General features: G+C 63.1%; 16 protein-coding genes. 10 read left to right on the top strand and 6 right to left on the bottom strand.

Going from position 1 to position 13,692, the window contains the following annotated elements:
- Nucleotides 1-518: 518 nt before the first annotated feature.
- From andAc to I5W_RS04745, 10 genes are all read left to right on the top strand, one after another.
- On the top strand, nt 519-1,799 hold the full coding sequence (gene andAc / locus I5W_RS04790; protein WP_017452064.1) for an anthranilate 1,2-dioxygenase large subunit AndAc: 1,281 nt from the start codon (nt 519-521) through the stop codon (nt 1,797-1,799).
- On the top strand, nt 1,796-2,296 hold the full coding sequence (gene andAd / locus I5W_RS04785; protein ID WP_017452065.1) for an anthranilate 1,2-dioxygenase small subunit AndAd: 501 nt from the start codon (nt 1,796-1,798) through the stop codon (nt 2,294-2,296). Before andAc ends, andAd begins: the two co-directional genes overlap by 4 nt.
- A gap of 8 nt (nt 2,297-2,304) precedes the next feature.
- Nucleotides 2,305-3,378 (top strand): anthranilate 1,2-dioxygenase ferredoxin subunit AndAb, encoded by a 1,074-nt coding sequence (gene andAb / locus I5W_RS04780; protein ID WP_044528384.1) that lies wholly within the window; start codon nt 2,305-2,307, stop codon nt 3,376-3,378.
- A 74-nt stretch (nt 3,379-3,452) separates the two neighbouring features.
- Complete coding sequence (locus I5W_RS04775) at nt 3,453-4,631, top strand: ABC transporter substrate-binding protein (protein WP_017452067.1); 1,179 nt, start codon at nt 3,453-3,455, stop codon at nt 4,629-4,631.
- Between the two features lie 12 nt (nt 4,632-4,643).
- Entirely contained in the window at nt 4,644-5,558 is a 915-nt protein-coding gene (locus I5W_RS04770; protein ID WP_017452068.1) for a branched-chain amino acid ABC transporter permease, read from the top strand.
- An 8-nt stretch (nt 5,559-5,566) separates the two neighbouring features.
- Complete coding sequence (locus I5W_RS04765; RefSeq protein ID WP_044528383.1) at nt 5,567-6,520, top strand: branched-chain amino acid ABC transporter permease; 954 nt, start codon at nt 5,567-5,569, stop codon at nt 6,518-6,520.
- Nucleotides 6,510-7,283, top strand: coding sequence for an ABC transporter ATP-binding protein (locus I5W_RS04760; protein WP_044528382.1), 774 nt, complete (start codon nt 6,510-6,512; stop codon nt 7,281-7,283). The genes I5W_RS04765 and I5W_RS04760 overlap by 11 nt, the downstream gene beginning before the upstream one ends.
- Nucleotides 7,280-7,990: an ABC transporter ATP-binding protein gene (locus tag I5W_RS04755; protein WP_017452071.1), complete on the top strand. Its 711-nt coding sequence runs from the start codon at nt 7,280-7,282 to the stop codon at nt 7,988-7,990. The genes I5W_RS04760 and I5W_RS04755 overlap by 4 nt, the downstream gene beginning before the upstream one ends.
- A gap of 42 nt (nt 7,991-8,032) precedes the next feature.
- Nucleotides 8,033-8,884, top strand: a complete 852-nt coding sequence (locus I5W_RS04750; RefSeq protein ID WP_252716893.1) for an alpha/beta hydrolase — start codon at nt 8,033-8,035, stop codon at nt 8,882-8,884.
- A gap of 265 nt (nt 8,885-9,149) precedes the next feature.
- Nucleotides 9,150-9,356 (top strand): hypothetical protein, encoded by a 207-nt coding sequence (locus I5W_RS04745; RefSeq protein WP_017452073.1) that lies wholly within the window; start codon nt 9,150-9,152, stop codon nt 9,354-9,356.
- 8 nt (nt 9,357-9,364) lie between these two features.
- On the opposite strand, the gene I5W_RS04740 is transcribed toward I5W_RS04745, so the two are convergent.
- The 6 genes from I5W_RS04740 to I5W_RS04715 all read right to left on the bottom strand — a co-directional run bounded on the left by I5W_RS04740 (nt 9,365) and on the right by I5W_RS04715 (nt 13,683).
- On the bottom strand, nt 9,365-9,991 hold the full coding sequence (locus I5W_RS04740; protein ID WP_044528380.1) for a riboflavin synthase: 627 nt from the start codon (nt 9,989-9,991) through the stop codon (nt 9,365-9,367).
- A 34-nt stretch (nt 9,992-10,025) separates the two neighbouring features.
- Nucleotides 10,026-11,147, bottom strand: a complete 1,122-nt coding sequence (ribD, locus tag I5W_RS04735) for a bifunctional diaminohydroxyphosphoribosylaminopyrimidine deaminase/5-amino-6-(5-phosphoribosylamino)uracil reductase RibD (protein ID WP_044528379.1) — start codon at nt 11,145-11,147, stop codon at nt 10,026-10,028.
- Between the two features lie 98 nt (nt 11,148-11,245).
- The gene (locus I5W_RS04730; protein WP_044528378.1) at nt 11,246-11,719 is read right to left on the bottom strand and encodes a GspH/FimT family pseudopilin; all 474 of its coding nucleotides are present in this window, start codon (nt 11,717-11,719) and stop codon (nt 11,246-11,248) included.
- Nucleotides 11,720-11,723: 4 nt separating this feature from the next.
- Nucleotides 11,724-12,173, bottom strand: a complete 450-nt coding sequence (locus I5W_RS04725) for a type IV pilin protein (RefSeq protein ID WP_017452077.1) — start codon at nt 12,171-12,173, stop codon at nt 11,724-11,726.
- Nucleotides 12,174-12,175: 2 nt separating this feature from the next.
- Nucleotides 12,176-12,787 carry a pilus assembly protein gene (locus I5W_RS04720; RefSeq protein ID WP_044528377.1) on the bottom strand — a complete coding sequence of 204 codons (612 nt, stop codon included), beginning with the start codon at nt 12,785-12,787 and terminating at the stop codon, nt 12,176-12,178.
- Nucleotides 12,784-13,683: a PilW family protein gene (locus I5W_RS04715; RefSeq protein ID WP_252716892.1), complete on the bottom strand. Its 900-nt coding sequence runs from the start codon at nt 13,681-13,683 to the stop codon at nt 12,784-12,786. Before I5W_RS04715 ends, I5W_RS04720 begins: the two co-directional genes overlap by 4 nt.
- Nucleotides 13,684-13,692 lie beyond the last annotated feature (9 nt).

Here is a 13,692-nt window from a genome sequence, read left to right as displayed (position 1 = left end):
CAGGCAATGCGCAAGTTGCGCGGATGGGGGCGGGCATGTCGGTCTCCTCTACGGTCTTCTGGTCGGGCTGCGGCGGTCGTGGACGCGGCCTCGGTGCTGGTGTGCGCGGCTCTGCGGCCGGCTGGCCTTCGATTCTATGCCCGTGGCGGGAGAACATACAATATCAAATCGGTATCATGGTATGTTCTGAAGGTATAGTTGACCTTCGCCATATCAGGGATTGCCATGCGGCTGCCGGCACCTTGCCAGAATCCATGCGCGTGCCATCCTGGGTGATTCGGAGCGATTCGGAGCGATTTGGAGCAATTCGCAACGCATCATAGGCAGCAAGCCCGCCAGGTTTTCCAGACCGTGTCAGCGAGCTTGCAGACCTTCCGGGTCACACGCGCCAGCCTGTGCAAAAAACGGATAAGCGCCACCGACAAGAATGCAAATGGCGGATATTCCTGCTTGCGGCATCTACCTAAGATGACTCATGTACCAGGCCCGACCTGGTGTCTAACGATGAGGATCGCCGCATGAACACATCCACCCAACCCGACCTGCAAGGCTATGCACCGCTGGTGCAATTCCCGCGCACCGATGGTGCCCGCACACCCTACAAGGTATTCAGTTCAAAGGAAGTCTACGACCTGGAACAGGAACGCATCTACCGCGGTGAGACCTGGAGCTTCCTGGCGCTGGAAGCCGAGATTCCCAACAACGGCGACTACAAGAGCACGTTCGTGGGCGACACCCCGGTGGTGGTCACCCGTACCGAAGACGGCAGCCTGGCTGCCTGGGTCAACAAGTGTTCGCACCGGGGCGCCGTGGTCTGTCGCACTCCGCGCGGCAATGCCAGTTCGCATAGCTGTGCCTATCACCAGTGGAGCTTCGATGCCCGTGGCAACCTGCTGGGCGTGCCGTTCCGCCGTGGCCAGAAGGGTGCCTCCGGCATGGCCAAGGATTTCGATCCCAAGTGCCACGGTCTGCGCCAGTTGCGCGTAGACAGCTACAAGGGCCTGGTGTTCGCCACCTTCAGCCAAACCGTGGAAGCACTGCCCGATTATATCGGTGCCGAGATGCGCCCCTGGATCGATCGCATCTTCCACAAGCCCATCGTCTATCTGGGTTGCACCCGTCAGTACTCCAAGTCGAACTGGAAGCTCTATCTGGAAAACGTCAAGGATCCCTATCACGCCAGCCTGCTGCACCTGTTCCACACCACCTTCAACATCTTCCGCGTGGGCATGAAGGCGCGCTCGCTGGCCGACAAGCATCACGGTCTGCACAGCATCATCACCGCCACCAAGAACGAGGTGGAGACTGCCGACGCCTACAAGCAGCAGGAGATCCGTTCCTTCGATGAAGGCTTCTCGTTGCAGGATCCCTCGGTGCTGGGCCAGATCAAGGAATTCGATGAACTGACTACCAACCACATCCAGCCGATCTTCCCGCAACTGGTGGTGCAACAGATCCACAATACCTTGGTGGCTCGCCAGTTGTTGCCCAAGGGGCCTAACAACTTCGAGTTGATTTTCCACTTCTTCGGATATGAGGACGACACTCCCGAGCTGCGCGCCCTGCGCATCAAGCAGGCCAACCTGGTGGGACCGGCCGGCTACATCTCGATGGAAGACACCGAAGCGACCGAACTGGTGCAGCGTGGCACTGCCCGTGATCCAGAGCACTGCTCGGTCATCGACATGGCGCGCGACAATCCCGACCAGGAAGACACGCTGATCACCGAAAGCCTGATCCGCAAGTTCTGGATGGGCTACCAGAAACTGATGGGCTTCCCGTCCATCGAAAAAGCATGAACGAGGCAAACCAGATGCAAAACATGGAACAGATGACGTTGTGGTTCGAGCTGCACCAACTGCAGGAGCGTTACGTGCATGCGCTCGACAATGACCGGCTGGAGCAGTGGCCGGAATTCTTCACCGACGATTGCCTCTACGAAATCGTCCCGCGCGAGAACGCCGATGCCGGCCTGCCGATCGGCATCATCTACTGCGACAGCAAGAAGATGCTGCAGGACCGCGTGCTTTCGCTGCGCCACGCCAACATCTTCGAGGCACACACCTATCGTCACATGACCTCGGGTTTGGTCTTCACGCTCAATGCCGATGGTTCGGTCGATGCGCAATCGAGCTACGTGGTGGTGCAGACCCTGCAGAATGGCGAATCCTTCGTCTACCAGGCCGGACGCTACGAAGACCGGGTGGTCAAGACCGAGGCCGGTTGGCGTTATGCGCGCCGCCGTGTGGTCTATGACACGCTGCGCGTGGCCACCCTGTTGGCCACTCCCATCTGAGGTGGAGTATGAGCGAGTGGTTCGATGTCGGCCATGCCGATGATTTCACCGAGGGCGAGGTAGCGGCCGCCCAGGCAGGTGGCCAGGCAGTGGCGCTGTTCCGGCTGGGCGAGGAAATCTTTGCCTTGAAGGACTTGTGTACCCACGGCAATGCCAAGCTCTCCGATGGTTATGTCGAGAATGGCTGCGTCGAATGTCCCTTGCACCAGGGCCTGTTCGATATCCGCAGCGGTGCGCCGCGCTGTGCTCCGGTGACCGAGGCCGTGCGCAGCTTCCCGGTGCGGGTGGTAGCCGGACGGGTGGAAGTCGGGGTTGGTGCGGCCCCTGTTGCCGTCGATGCGATCGAAGCTGTGCCTGCGCCGCAGGTCTTGCAGGCGACCGTCGAGACCATCCAGCGCGCGGCGCCCGATGTGGCAATCCTGCGCCTGCGCTGCGCCGCTCCGTTGTCCTGGCGCGCTGGCCAGTATCTCGATGTGTTGCTGGAAGATGGTCAGCGTCGCAGCTATTCCATGGCCACTCATGCCGGCGAGGGTAGTACGCTCCTGGAGTTGCATGTACGCCATCTGCCAGGGGGCTTGTTCACCGACCGCGTCTTTGGCACGATGCAGCCCGGCCAGGCGCTCACGCTGGAAGGCCCGAGTGGCAGTTTCTTCATGCGCGAGGCCGAGCAGCCGGTGATCCTGCTGGCCAGTGGCACAGGATTTGCGCCCGTCAAGGCGCTGGTGGAAGACGCCATCGCCAAGGGCAGCAGGCGCCCCATGCGCCTCTACTGGGGTGGTCGCCGTCCGGCCGATCTCTACCTCGATGGGCTGTGTCGCGACTGGGCAGCCAGCTTGCCCTGGTTCGACTACGTGCCGGTCTTGTCGGAGGTCGATGCCGCCAGTGGTTGGAACGGACGCACCGGTTTCGTCCACCAGGCGGTGATGCAGGATTGTCCTGCCATGCAGGCATATCAGGTTTATGCTTGCGGTGCGCCGGTGGTGGTAGAGTCGGCACGGCGCGATTTCACCGCTACCTGTGGTTTGCCTGAAACGGCTTTCTTTGCAGATGCGTTTATCTCGAAGGCGGATTTGCGGAAATAGTTTTCTTGGCAGGGCGCCGCTACGGCATTGCAGCTTCACACCGATTTTGAACCAACAACCTAGGGGATGACGGCATGAATCGACTGACGCAAGTGGCAAGTGCTGTAATGATGGCGATGGCGGCCGGCGGTAGCCTGCCGGCACAGGCCGCCGAGCGGGTGAAGGTGGGTTTCCTGACCACCTTGAGTGGTCCGGCCAGCGCGCCGGGAGTGGACGAGCGCGAGGGCTTCATGCTGGCCATGAAGATGCTGGGCAACCAGCTTGGCGGCGTGCCTGCCGAAGTCATTGTGGTGGATGACCAGTTCAGCCCCGATGCTGCCAAGCAGGGCGCCGACCGCCTCATCAAGCGCGAGAAGGTCGATATCCTGAGTGGATTGGTTTACTCCAACATCCTGTTGGCCGTCGCCCCGGCCGCCTTCGCCAGCAAGACCGTGGTGGTCAGCGCCAACGCCGGACCGGCGCAACTGGCCGGGGCACTCTGTCATCCCTATTTCTTCAGCGCCAGCTACCAGAACGATGCTGCCCACGAAGCGGCTGGCAAGCTCATGGCCGACAAGGGCTACCAGCGCGTGGCCATCATCGCGCCCAACTATCCGGCCGGCAAGGACGCGTCGGCCGGCTTCAAGCGCTTCCTGAAGAAGGAGCCGACGCTCGAACTGTTCCCCAAGCTTGGTCAACTCGATTTCGCTACCGAGATCGCCCAGTTGCGCGCAGCCAATATCGATGCCCTGTATTTCTTCCTGCCAGGCGGCATGGGTGTGAACTTCGTCAAACAATATGCCGCGGCTGGCATGGACCCCAGGATCGTTCGCGTCATGCCCGCTTATGACGCCGACCAGCAGATGCTGTCCAATGGCGACCTGATCGCCGGCGTGGCCAACACCGGCCAGTGGTCGGCCGACCTGCCCAATGAGCAGAACCGCGCCTTCGTGGCGGCCTACCTGAAGGAATATGGCCGCCAGCCCTCGATGTATGCCTCGCAGGCCTATGACGCCGCCATGTTGATCGACAGTGCCGTAAAGGCTATCGGCGGCAAGGTCGAGAACCGCGAAGCCTTGATTGCGGCGATCAAGACGGCCAACTTCAAGTCGGTACGAGGTGGCTTCCGTTTCGCGGCCAATCACTTCCCGATCCAGAACCAGTATGCCCGCGTGGTGACCAAGGGCGCGGATGGCAAGTACGTCAACAACATGACGCAGACGCTGTTGACCGACCATGTCGATGCCTATGTCGGCCAATGCAAGATGCAATGAGGGCCGATCATCGTGGGCAACCTGATCTTCGAGCAGGTGTTGAATAGCCTGCAGTTCGGCGTGATGCTATTCCTGATTGCTTCCGGATTGACGCTGGTCTTTGGCGTGATGAATTTCGTCAACCTGGCGCATGGCAGCTTTTTCATGGTCGGCGCCTATCTCGCTGCGGTTGTGGCCGGTGCCAGCGGCTCGTTCTGGCTGGGCTTGCTGGTCTCCCTGCCGGCGACGGCGGCGCTGGGCTTCCTGCTGGAGTGGCTGGTATTGCGGCGACTCTACAAGAAGGACCACATGGTCCATGTGCTGGCCACCTTTGCTTTGATCCTGATCTTCAACGATGGCGTGCGCATGATATGGGGCCCCCAGCCACTGCCGCTGAACATGCCTGCTGCCTTTGCCGGACCGGTCCACCTGTTCGGTCTGCCTTACTCCAGCTATCGCCTGCTGGTGATGGCGGTGGGCGTGGTGGTCGCCGTCGCGCTGTATGTCCTCATCAACCGCACGCGCATGGGCATGTGGGTGCGCGCCGGGTCCGACAACCTGGAGATGGTCACTGCCATGGGCATCAACATCGGCTTGTTGTTCCGGCTGCTGTTCTGCTTCGGGCTGCTGCTGGCGGCGCTGGCCGGCATCATGCTGGGACCGCTGGTGGCGGTGCAGGCGGGCATGGGGGATGACGTGCTGATCCTGGCCTTCGTGGTAGTGGTCATCGGTGGTATCGGTTCGGTGCCGGGCGCGGCCATCGGTGCACTCGTCGTGGGCGTGGTCGATACGCTCGGACGCAGCCTGCTGCCGCAGCTCTTCGCGCTGTTCCTCAGTGCCGATGCGGCTGCCTCGGTCGGCCCGGCGCTGGGATCGATGATGATCTATCTGGTGATGATTGCGGTGCTGTTCTGGCGTCCCAGTGGCTTGTTTCCTGCCCGTACCTGAGGAGTGTCATGCAACGTCTGTTCGTTTCCCTGCTGTTGCTGCTGGCGATGCTGTTGCCGTGGCTGGCGCAAGCCACCGGGATGGAGTATTACCTGGGAGTGCTCACGCGCATCCTGATCTTCTCCATGGTGGCGGCCAGCCTCAATTTCATCCTCGGCTATGGCGGCATGGTCAGCTTCGGTCACGCAGTGTTCTTCGGCTTGGGCGCTTACGTAACGGCCATCGCCAGTTTCCACGGCGTGACCAGCGCCTGGCTGATCTGGTTGCTGGCAGCGCTGGTGACCGCCTTGGTGGGGCTGGGCATCGGTCTGATCGCGCTGCGCACGCGGGCGGTCTACTTCATCATGATCACCATGGCGCTGGCGCAATTGTTCTATTACTTCTTCGTCGGTTTGCGTTATTACGGCGGCGACGATGGACTGCAGGTGGCGGCGCGCCCGTTGTTGGGCCTGGGGCTGGACATGAGCAGCGACAACGGTTTCTACTGGGTGGTGCTGGCTTGGCTGGTGGCCTCCTATGTGCTTCTGAGCCGCCTGCTGACTTCGCGTTTCGGCCTGGCCCTGATCGCCATTCGGCACAATGAGCGGCGTGCTCAGGCCATCGGCTATCCGACGCTGCGCTACAAGCTGGCCGCGTTCGTGATTGCGGCCGTGCTGGCCGGCATTGCCGGCAGCCTGATCGGCATGAGCAATCTCTTCGCCAGCCCCAAGCTCTTGCACTGGTCGCAGTCCGGCCTGTTGCTGGTGATGGTGGCCTTGGGCGGGGTCGGCTATTTCTATGGCGGCCTGCTGGGTGCGGCCACCTTCCTGCTGCTGGAAGAGATATTGTCGACCCACTTCGAATACTGGCAGATCTATGTCGGCCTGATCCTCTTGCTGGTGGTGCTGGTGGCACCGCGCGGCGTGGGTTCCCTGGCCACCATAGGCAAGGTCTTGCAGCGGGGAGAGCACCATGACGCATGAGCAGGGGGCGGCAGCCATGGCCCTGTCGGTGAAGGGCTTGAACAAGCGCTACGGCGGCCTGGCCGCTACCCGCGACGTCGACTTGGACATTGCAGTGGGTCAGGTGCACGCCATCATTGGCCCCAACGGGGCCGGCAAGACGACCCTGCTGTCGCTGCTCTCGGGGGCGCTGGTGGCTGACGCGGGCGAGATCCACCTGTTCGACCAAGCCATGCACGGACAGGCCGAACAGGCCCGGGTGGCAGCGGGTCTGGTCAGGTCGTTCCAGATCACCAGTGTCTTCGATGAGTTGAGCGTGTTGGAAAACCTGCAGGTGTCCGTGCAGCGCGGCCAGCATCGCAGCTATGGCTTTTTCCACGCCAGTGCGGCCGATCACCAGGCACGTCAAGCCGCACTGGCTGTGGCGCGTCGGGTCGGGCTGGAGAAGCTGGTGCAACAACCGGCCGCGCAGTTGTCGCACGCAGCGCGCAGACGGCTGGACGTGGGCCTGGCCCTCGCCTCTCGCCCGCGCGTGCTGTTGATGGATGAACCGATGGCCGGCATGGGCCATGAAGAATCGGGCGAGATGATCGCGCTGATCCAGGCGCTCAAGCAAGAGTTGACCGTAGTGCTGGTGGAGCATGACATGGATGCCGTATTTGCTCTGGCCGACCGCATTACCGTGCTGGTGCAAGGCGCGGTGCTGGCCACCGGCAGCGTGGAAGAAATCCGCGCCAATAGCGCGGTCAAGCTAGCCTACCTGGGCGAGGAGGAAACAGCATGACAGCACTGCTGGAGGTGGTTGGCCTGACCGGTGGCTATGGCGCCAGCCAGGTACTGTTTGGCATCAACCTGCGCGTCGAGGAAGGGCAAGTGGTAACCTTGCTCGGCCGCAATGGCATGGGCAAGACCACCACGCTGCGCACCATTCTGGGCTTGAACCGTCCTATGGGCGGGACGGTGTGCTTCCGTGGCCAAGCCATTCATGCTGCCAGTGCCGACGCCATCGCCCGGCGCGGCATCGCCCTCGTCCCTGAGGGCCGCCAGATCTTCAAGAACCTGAGCGTGGAAGAAAACCTTGCCGCTTTTGCCGCCCGCCGCAATGGCCGCGACAATCCGTGGACGCTGGAAAAGATCTACCGACAGTTTCCGCGCTTGAAGGAGCGACGCCACAATGGCGGCGGCCAGCTCTCGGGGGGCGAGCAGCAGATGCTGGCCATCGGCCGTGCCTTGATGACCAATCCGCACCTGCTGATCCTGGACGAAGCCACCGAAGGCCTGGCGCCGCTGGTACGTGAAGAGATATGGTCCTGCCTGAAGGCCTTGCGCGCATACGGCCTGACCATCATCGTCATCGACAAGTACATCAAACGCCTGATCGGCTTTGCCGACCAGCACACTATCCTGGAAAAAGGTAAGGTCGTCTGGCAGGGTGACTCCGTCCAATTGTCGGCACAGACCACGTTGTGGGACCAGTACCTGAGCGTTTAGCCTGGTTCAATGCCACTGCAATACAGCCTTAAGGAAAATTGAATGCCTGCCCCATCACCCATGACTCACGCCAAGCGTGTCCTGTGTCCTCAAGCCGACTGCGAGGCGGGCTACAACCTCAAGGCGGCGTTTCCCGACTTCCCGCAGGTCTTGCAGCAATGGCAGCAGGCTACCGCTGCCATTGCCCCTACGCTGTTGAGCCAAGCCGATATTGCCTATGGCCAGGCGCCGCTGCAGCGTTTCGATTTCTATCGTGCTGCCGGGCAACATCGTCCCTTGCTGGTATTCATCCACGGCGGCTACTGGCAGGGTGGCGACAAGCGCGACATCGGCTTCATTGCCGCACCCTACGTGCAGGCGGGCATCAGCGTGGCCGTCATCAATTATTCGCTGGCACCGCAGGCCCGCATCGAAGACATGGTCGGTGAAGTGCAGACTTTGCTGGCGGCACTCAAGGGGATGGGGGCGGAGCTGGGTATCGACCCTGACCGCATCGCGCTGATGGGGCACTCCGCAGGCGCTCACCTGGCCGCGTTCGTCGCAGCCCAGCCGGCTGCATTGCCGGTGCGAGCGGTATTTGCCATCAGCGGCGTGTTCGACCTGGTGCCGCTGATTCCTACTTCCTTGAACCAGGCCCTGAAGCTGGACGTGGCGCGTGCCGAGGCACTCAGTCCGGTACTGCAGGCGGGGCCGCTGGGGGCGCGCGTACACACCATCATCGGTGCATTGGAGACGCGGCAATTCCATCTGCAAGCAGAGGTCATCGCCAATTGCTGGACGCAGGTGGTGGCGCATCATGTGGTACCGGATACGCACCATTACACGGTGTTGTTTGCGCTGGCCGATGTCGACAGTGCGGTCTGCCGGGCGGTGATCGGCGAAATGCTGGACTGAAATCTTCGATAGCCAGCTCCGCCTTGTCGGCGCCGGTCGAGAAGTTTTTTGCAGCGACGAAGTCGCGCAGAAAAACGCAGAAAATCCAATAAAACGCAGACTTTCCAGAGACCGCATGAACTTCCGTGACAAGACCGGGTAGTCTGACTGTCACTGGGGCAGGAAACATTCCGAGCGGTGAACCCGGTCGCCAGCGGCGTGCTGGTGACCGAAGAGGCGCAGTGCTGGCTCCAGGGTTGACAGACCGGTATGGAGAAGCCCGCAGATGTCCGCAGATGAAGAAAAACAGCCCAAGCCCTTGGTCGATCCTTCCCTGGAGGCGATCTACGGCGCCTTGCTGCACACCGCCAGTTTCCTCGAGCACCTCGCACTTGAACTGGAAGATATCGAACTGGCTTGCAAGACGGCCAATGGGGCGCCACTGCAACGGCAAGCAGCGGTGCTGTTGGAGAAGTTGCGCCGGATGGGTTAAGCCTGGGCTTACTGCTGTTGCATGGCCGAACTACTGAGCATCCGTTCCACATACCGCGCAATGAGGTCGATCTCCAGATTGACCTTGCTGCCCGCCCGCAAATGCTTCAAGGTGGTCACTTCCACCGTATGCGGGATCAGGTTGATCGAGAAGCGGCAGGCATCGGCCAGGTCTTCCACGCGGTTCACCGTCAGCGAGACGCCATTGACCACGATGGACCCTTTGTAGGCCAGGTATTTGCCCAGCGCCTTGGGGGCGTCCACGATCAGCTCGCGCGATTCTCCCACCGGCTCGAAGGAATGCACCTGTCCCAGACCATCGACATGGCCCGAGACCAGATGGCCGCCGAGGCGTTCGGCCAGGGTCAGGGCCTTTTCCAGATTGACTTCGCCGGGCGCGTCCAGGCCTGCGGTCAGGCGCAGGCTTTCGCGCGAGACATCGACGGTGAAGCCTTGCGTGGTCTTCTCGACCACGGTCATGCAGGCGCCATTCAAGGCGATCGAATCGCCCAGGCTGACGTCGGCCATGGGCAGGGTGCCGGCGTCGATGTTCAGGCGTACGCCGGCGTCGGGGCCGGCCGCCAGGGGAGTGACGGAAGTGATGGTGCCGATGGCGGCGACGATACCTGTAAACATAGTTCAGTCCTGATGCGAAAAATCTGAAGAAAAATTATTCGAAGCGAGCAAGGATACGCAAATCCGGCCCGACCTGCTTGACCTCGTGGAAGCGGATACCGATCTTGCCCGACAGGTCTTCCAGCGGCGGCAACTCGAACATGTTGCGGCCATCGCCGATGAGCGCCGGGGCCAGGTAGACCAGCAGTTCATCCACGCAGCCTTCGCGCAGGAGCGCACCGTTGAGCTTGGCGCCGGCTTCCACGTGCAGTTCGTTGATCTGGCGCTGGCCCAGTTCGCGTAGCAGGCCGGGCAGGTCGACCTTGCCTTGGGCATTGGCCAGCAGGATCACCTCGGCCCCTTCGGCTTCCAGGGCGGCACGTTTTTCAGGGGCGTCGGTGGCGGTGAAGACCCAGGTATTGCCGCCCTGGATCACGCGTGCCTCGGGCGAGACGGCCAGCTTGCTGTCGACCACGATGCGACGCGGCTGGCGCGGGGTCTCGATGGCGCGCACGTTCAGTTGTGCGTCATCCTTCTGGATGGTGCCGATGCCGGCCATGATGGCGCAGGCGCGGGCGCGCCAGATGTGGCCATCGTCGCGTGCGGCTTGGCTGGTGATCCATTGGCTCACGCCATTGTGCAGGGCGGTCTTGCCGTCCAGGCTGGCGGCGCTTTTCATGCGTACCCAGGGGCGGCCGGTACGCATCCGGTGCAAGAAGCCGATGTTGATGTCGCGTGCTTCCTCTTCCAGCATTCCGCACGCGACGTCAATGCCGGCGGTCTGCAGGCGCGCCAGGCCTTGGCCGGCTACCAGTGGATTGGGGTCGGCGATGGCCGCCACCACCCGGGCTACGCCGGCGCGGATGAGGGCGTCGGCGCAGGGGGGCGTGCGACCGAAATGGCTGCAGGGTTCCAGCGTGACGTAGACAGTGGCGCCGCGCACGTCGTTGCCGCGGGCGGCAGCGTCGGCCATGGCCTGGATCTCGGCGTGGTTGCCGCCGGGCGGCTGGGTGAAACCGGCGCCGATGACGCGCCGGTCCTTGACGATGACACAGCCTACGCGTGGGTTGGGCGTGGTGTCGAGGATGCCGAAGCCGGCCTGGATCAAGGCCAGGGCCATGGCTTGCTGGTCGTTCTCGATGTCGAACTGGTAGAGCGGTTCTGCAGTGGATGTCATGGCGGTCAAAGACGGATGAGGTCGCCCAGGGGCGACCGGATGCCCGTCAATATACACGGCTTTGCAGCATCCCCCCTTGATGTGCCTGCGTGTCGGCCTTACTCGGCTTGCGTCTGGCTGCACTGGCCATCGGTGACCGGATTGCAGATCCTGGCTCGCCCCAGGAAATTGATGGCCACCGCACGTGCATGGGTGCCGCCGCTGAAATACCAGGTGCCGCGCGTCACAGGCTGTCCGTTAGCCTGGTAGGCCACCAGTTCGCCGCCGCTGGTGTAGGCCACCGCGATGCCGTGTGCCAGGGGCGGATGACGTGATAGCACCTGCTGCCCGACGCTGATCTGCCAGCCGCTTTGCCAGTCGTCGTCTTCGACGGGCCGCATCTCGGCACGGCGGCCGGCGCGCAAGGCTTCGGAACGGGTCAGTTGGACGGCATGGAAGAAATCATTGCCGACCGTGGCCAATTTCTGTTCGCTGGAGAGGTCGCGCAGGACCGGTACACCTGCGGCCAGGACCAGCGCGGTGATCAGCACCACCACCAGCAGCTCGATGAGCGTAAATCCATGTTTGCGCATGATCTCACCAGCAATCCTTGCCATCGGCGCGCCGGGCGCCGCGGCTGTCGGCGGAGAGTACGCCGCAGACTTCATCCTGGTAGCCGGCATTGACGCCGCTTCCGCCCGGGGTGGCGCTGACCAGCACGCAACTGGACAAGTCCTCACCCTCGCAGGCGCGCGCCGAGAGAGCGTAGGCGCTGCTCTGCGGCGTGGCGCCGGAATACCACTTGAAGCCGTGCGCCTCGCCCCCTGGCTGGAATGCCTTGTAGCGATGCTGGTAGGCGTAGTGGCGTTCCTGTTGCAGCAGCACTTGCAGGATCGCCGCTCGCCCTTCGGCGCGGCTGGCTTTCTGGGCGACGTGGCGGTAGCCGTTCCAGCCCAGGCCAGCCAGCAGGATCACGATGGCCAGGCTGACCAGAATTTCCAGCAGGGTGAAGCCGCGCGCTGGTGCGCGGGAGAGGACAAGAGACATGTTCATTCCAATACAGGGAGATAAAGGGGACGCCAGGCCCGCAAGGGGCAGGCGCTCGGCAGCGCTTGGCCCTGGGGCGGCAATTGCAGTACCGCTTGCAGGGCCACCGCAGCGCCCTGGCGGCCGTAGCCGATGGCGTTGAGGCGATAGCGCAGGGTTGGGGGCTGGTCGGGGTGGGATTTTTTTTGGTCCATTGTGGGCAGCAGACGTTCGATCAGGTAGCGCGGTGCCTCCAGGCCGGGTCGGAAGCGGCGTCCGGTGAACTGACCATAGCTGGCCGAGAGGGCTAGTGGGCCATGCAGTTGCGCCGGGTTCCAGCCGCTGCGTTCGTTCCGTCCCAGGCACAGCCCGGCGCCCGCGGCATCGGTGCGGCAACCCAGTGTGCTGTTGAACTGTTCGGGTTCGATGCGGCGATGCCGCAGGATGTCTTCGCAGGCGTCTTCCAGCGCGGCTTGCGCGGCCAGGTGGGCCTGGACGTGTTCGCGGTGATTGCGTTCGGCGCGTTCGTCCAGCAGCAGCAAGGAGGTCGTCGCCGCACCCAGCAGCAGGATCACGCTTAACAGCATCAGCGCGATCATCAGGGTGGCGCCGCGCTGGTGGACCAGAAGGTTCATGGGGCGGCTCCGGTGGCCACCAGGTTACGCAGCATTACCGTGCCCTGGAACACGGCGCGACGCCGTTGTTCACCTTCGGTTTCGGTGACGCGCCAGGCCGCGTCGCTGCGCCTGCCGGGGAGGAACAGATCGTAGCTGCGCGGCGCGATCTCATTGGCACCGGGCTGGCGCTGACTGCCGCGTACCAGCAAGGCGATGCGCACCAGCACCACCTGGCGCCAGGCCGCAGCCGGCATGGCCGTGGCATCCAGCCAGCGGTCCGGCGCGCCATCGCCGTCGCTATCGATGGCGTAGCGCAGTTGCATGGCTTCCACGCCGCGAGCGATGGCGTCCGAGGTCCAGACGCCATTCTTGCCCTGGTAGCGGCAGCGCAATTCGGCTTCGTTACCCGTGCCGGGGGCGATGTAGTAGATCACCCAACTGCGGGCGCTTTCTTCCAACGGCCCGGCAGCGACCTCGGCGCCGCTGCAGTTGCCGACCTGTGCCAGGCTGCCGCGTGGCGTGCCGAACAAGCCCAGCATCAGCACGTCGCTGTGGTTGACGCCGTCGCCGGTAGTGTTGCCGAAGAGGCCGGCCGCCGGATCGAGCAACTCGGCCTGGCTACTGTCATCCAGGCCGCGCAGGCCGGCTGTGAGGGTGGGGGCGGTTTTGCCGTCCAGGGTTTCCCAGGGCAGGTGAGCGGCCTGGCGCAAGGCCTGTTGCAGGTGATCCAGCGCCAGGCGACCGGTCTCTTGCACGCGGCCGGCGTCGTCGATGTCCTGGTAAGCGCTGCGCGCCTGCTGCAGCAGGCTGCCGGCCACCAGTACCACCAGCAGGCCCACGGCCAGCGCGATCATCAGCTCGACCAGCGTCAGCCCAGCCTGGCGCGGTATTCCACGGCGTTGAGCGGGAGACAAGAGCGGGCT

This window comes from Herbaspirillum sp. B65, assembly GCF_000333555.1.
GTDB classification, from domain to species: domain Bacteria; phylum Pseudomonadota; class Gammaproteobacteria; order Burkholderiales; family Burkholderiaceae_D; genus Herbaspirillum; species Herbaspirillum rubrisubalbicans.
The sequence above is the reverse complement of the archived record's forward strand: the minus strand, read 5'-3'. Positions and strand labels throughout refer to the sequence as shown.

Bases quoted from the DNA above. Each gene is read 5' to 3' on its own strand.
- andAc (WP_017452064.1), top strand. From the start codon at position 519: ATGAACACATCCACCCAACCCGACCTGCAAGGCTATGCACCGCTGGTG.
- andAd (WP_017452065.1), top strand. From the start codon at position 1,796: ATGAACGAGGCAAACCAGATGCAAAACATGGAACAGATGACGTTGTGG.
- andAb (WP_044528384.1), top strand. From the start codon at position 2,305: ATGAGCGAGTGGTTCGATGTCGGCCATGCCGATGATTTCACCGAGGGC.
- I5W_RS04775 (WP_017452067.1), top strand. From the start codon at position 3,453: ATGAATCGACTGACGCAAGTGGCAAGTGCTGTAATGATGGCGATGGCG.
- I5W_RS04765 (WP_044528383.1), top strand. From the start codon at position 5,567: ATGCAACGTCTGTTCGTTTCCCTGCTGTTGCTGCTGGCGATGCTGTTG.
- I5W_RS04760 (WP_044528382.1), top strand. From the start codon at position 6,510: ATGACGCATGAGCAGGGGGCGGCAGCCATGGCCCTGTCGGTGAAGGGC.
- I5W_RS04755 (WP_017452071.1), top strand. From the start codon at position 7,280: ATGACAGCACTGCTGGAGGTGGTTGGCCTGACCGGTGGCTATGGCGCC.
- I5W_RS04750 (WP_252716893.1), top strand. From the start codon at position 8,033: ATGCCTGCCCCATCACCCATGACTCACGCCAAGCGTGTCCTGTGTCCT.
- I5W_RS04745 (WP_017452073.1), top strand. From the start codon at position 9,150: ATGTCCGCAGATGAAGAAAAACAGCCCAAGCCCTTGGTCGATCCTTCC.
- I5W_RS04740 (WP_044528380.1), bottom strand. From the start codon at position 9,991: ATGTTTACAGGTATCGTCGCCGCCATCGGCACCATCACTTCCGTCACT.
- ribD (WP_044528379.1), bottom strand. From the start codon at position 11,147: ATGACATCCACTGCAGAACCGCTCTACCAGTTCGACATCGAGAACGAC.
- I5W_RS04730 (WP_044528378.1), bottom strand. From the start codon at position 11,719: ATGCGCAAACATGGATTTACGCTCATCGAGCTGCTGGTGGTGGTGCTG.
- I5W_RS04725 (WP_017452077.1), bottom strand. From the start codon at position 12,173: ATGTCTCTTGTCCTCTCCCGCGCACCAGCGCGCGGCTTCACCCTGCTG.
- I5W_RS04720 (WP_044528377.1), bottom strand. From the start codon at position 12,787: ATGAACCTTCTGGTCCACCAGCGCGGCGCCACCCTGATGATCGCGCTG.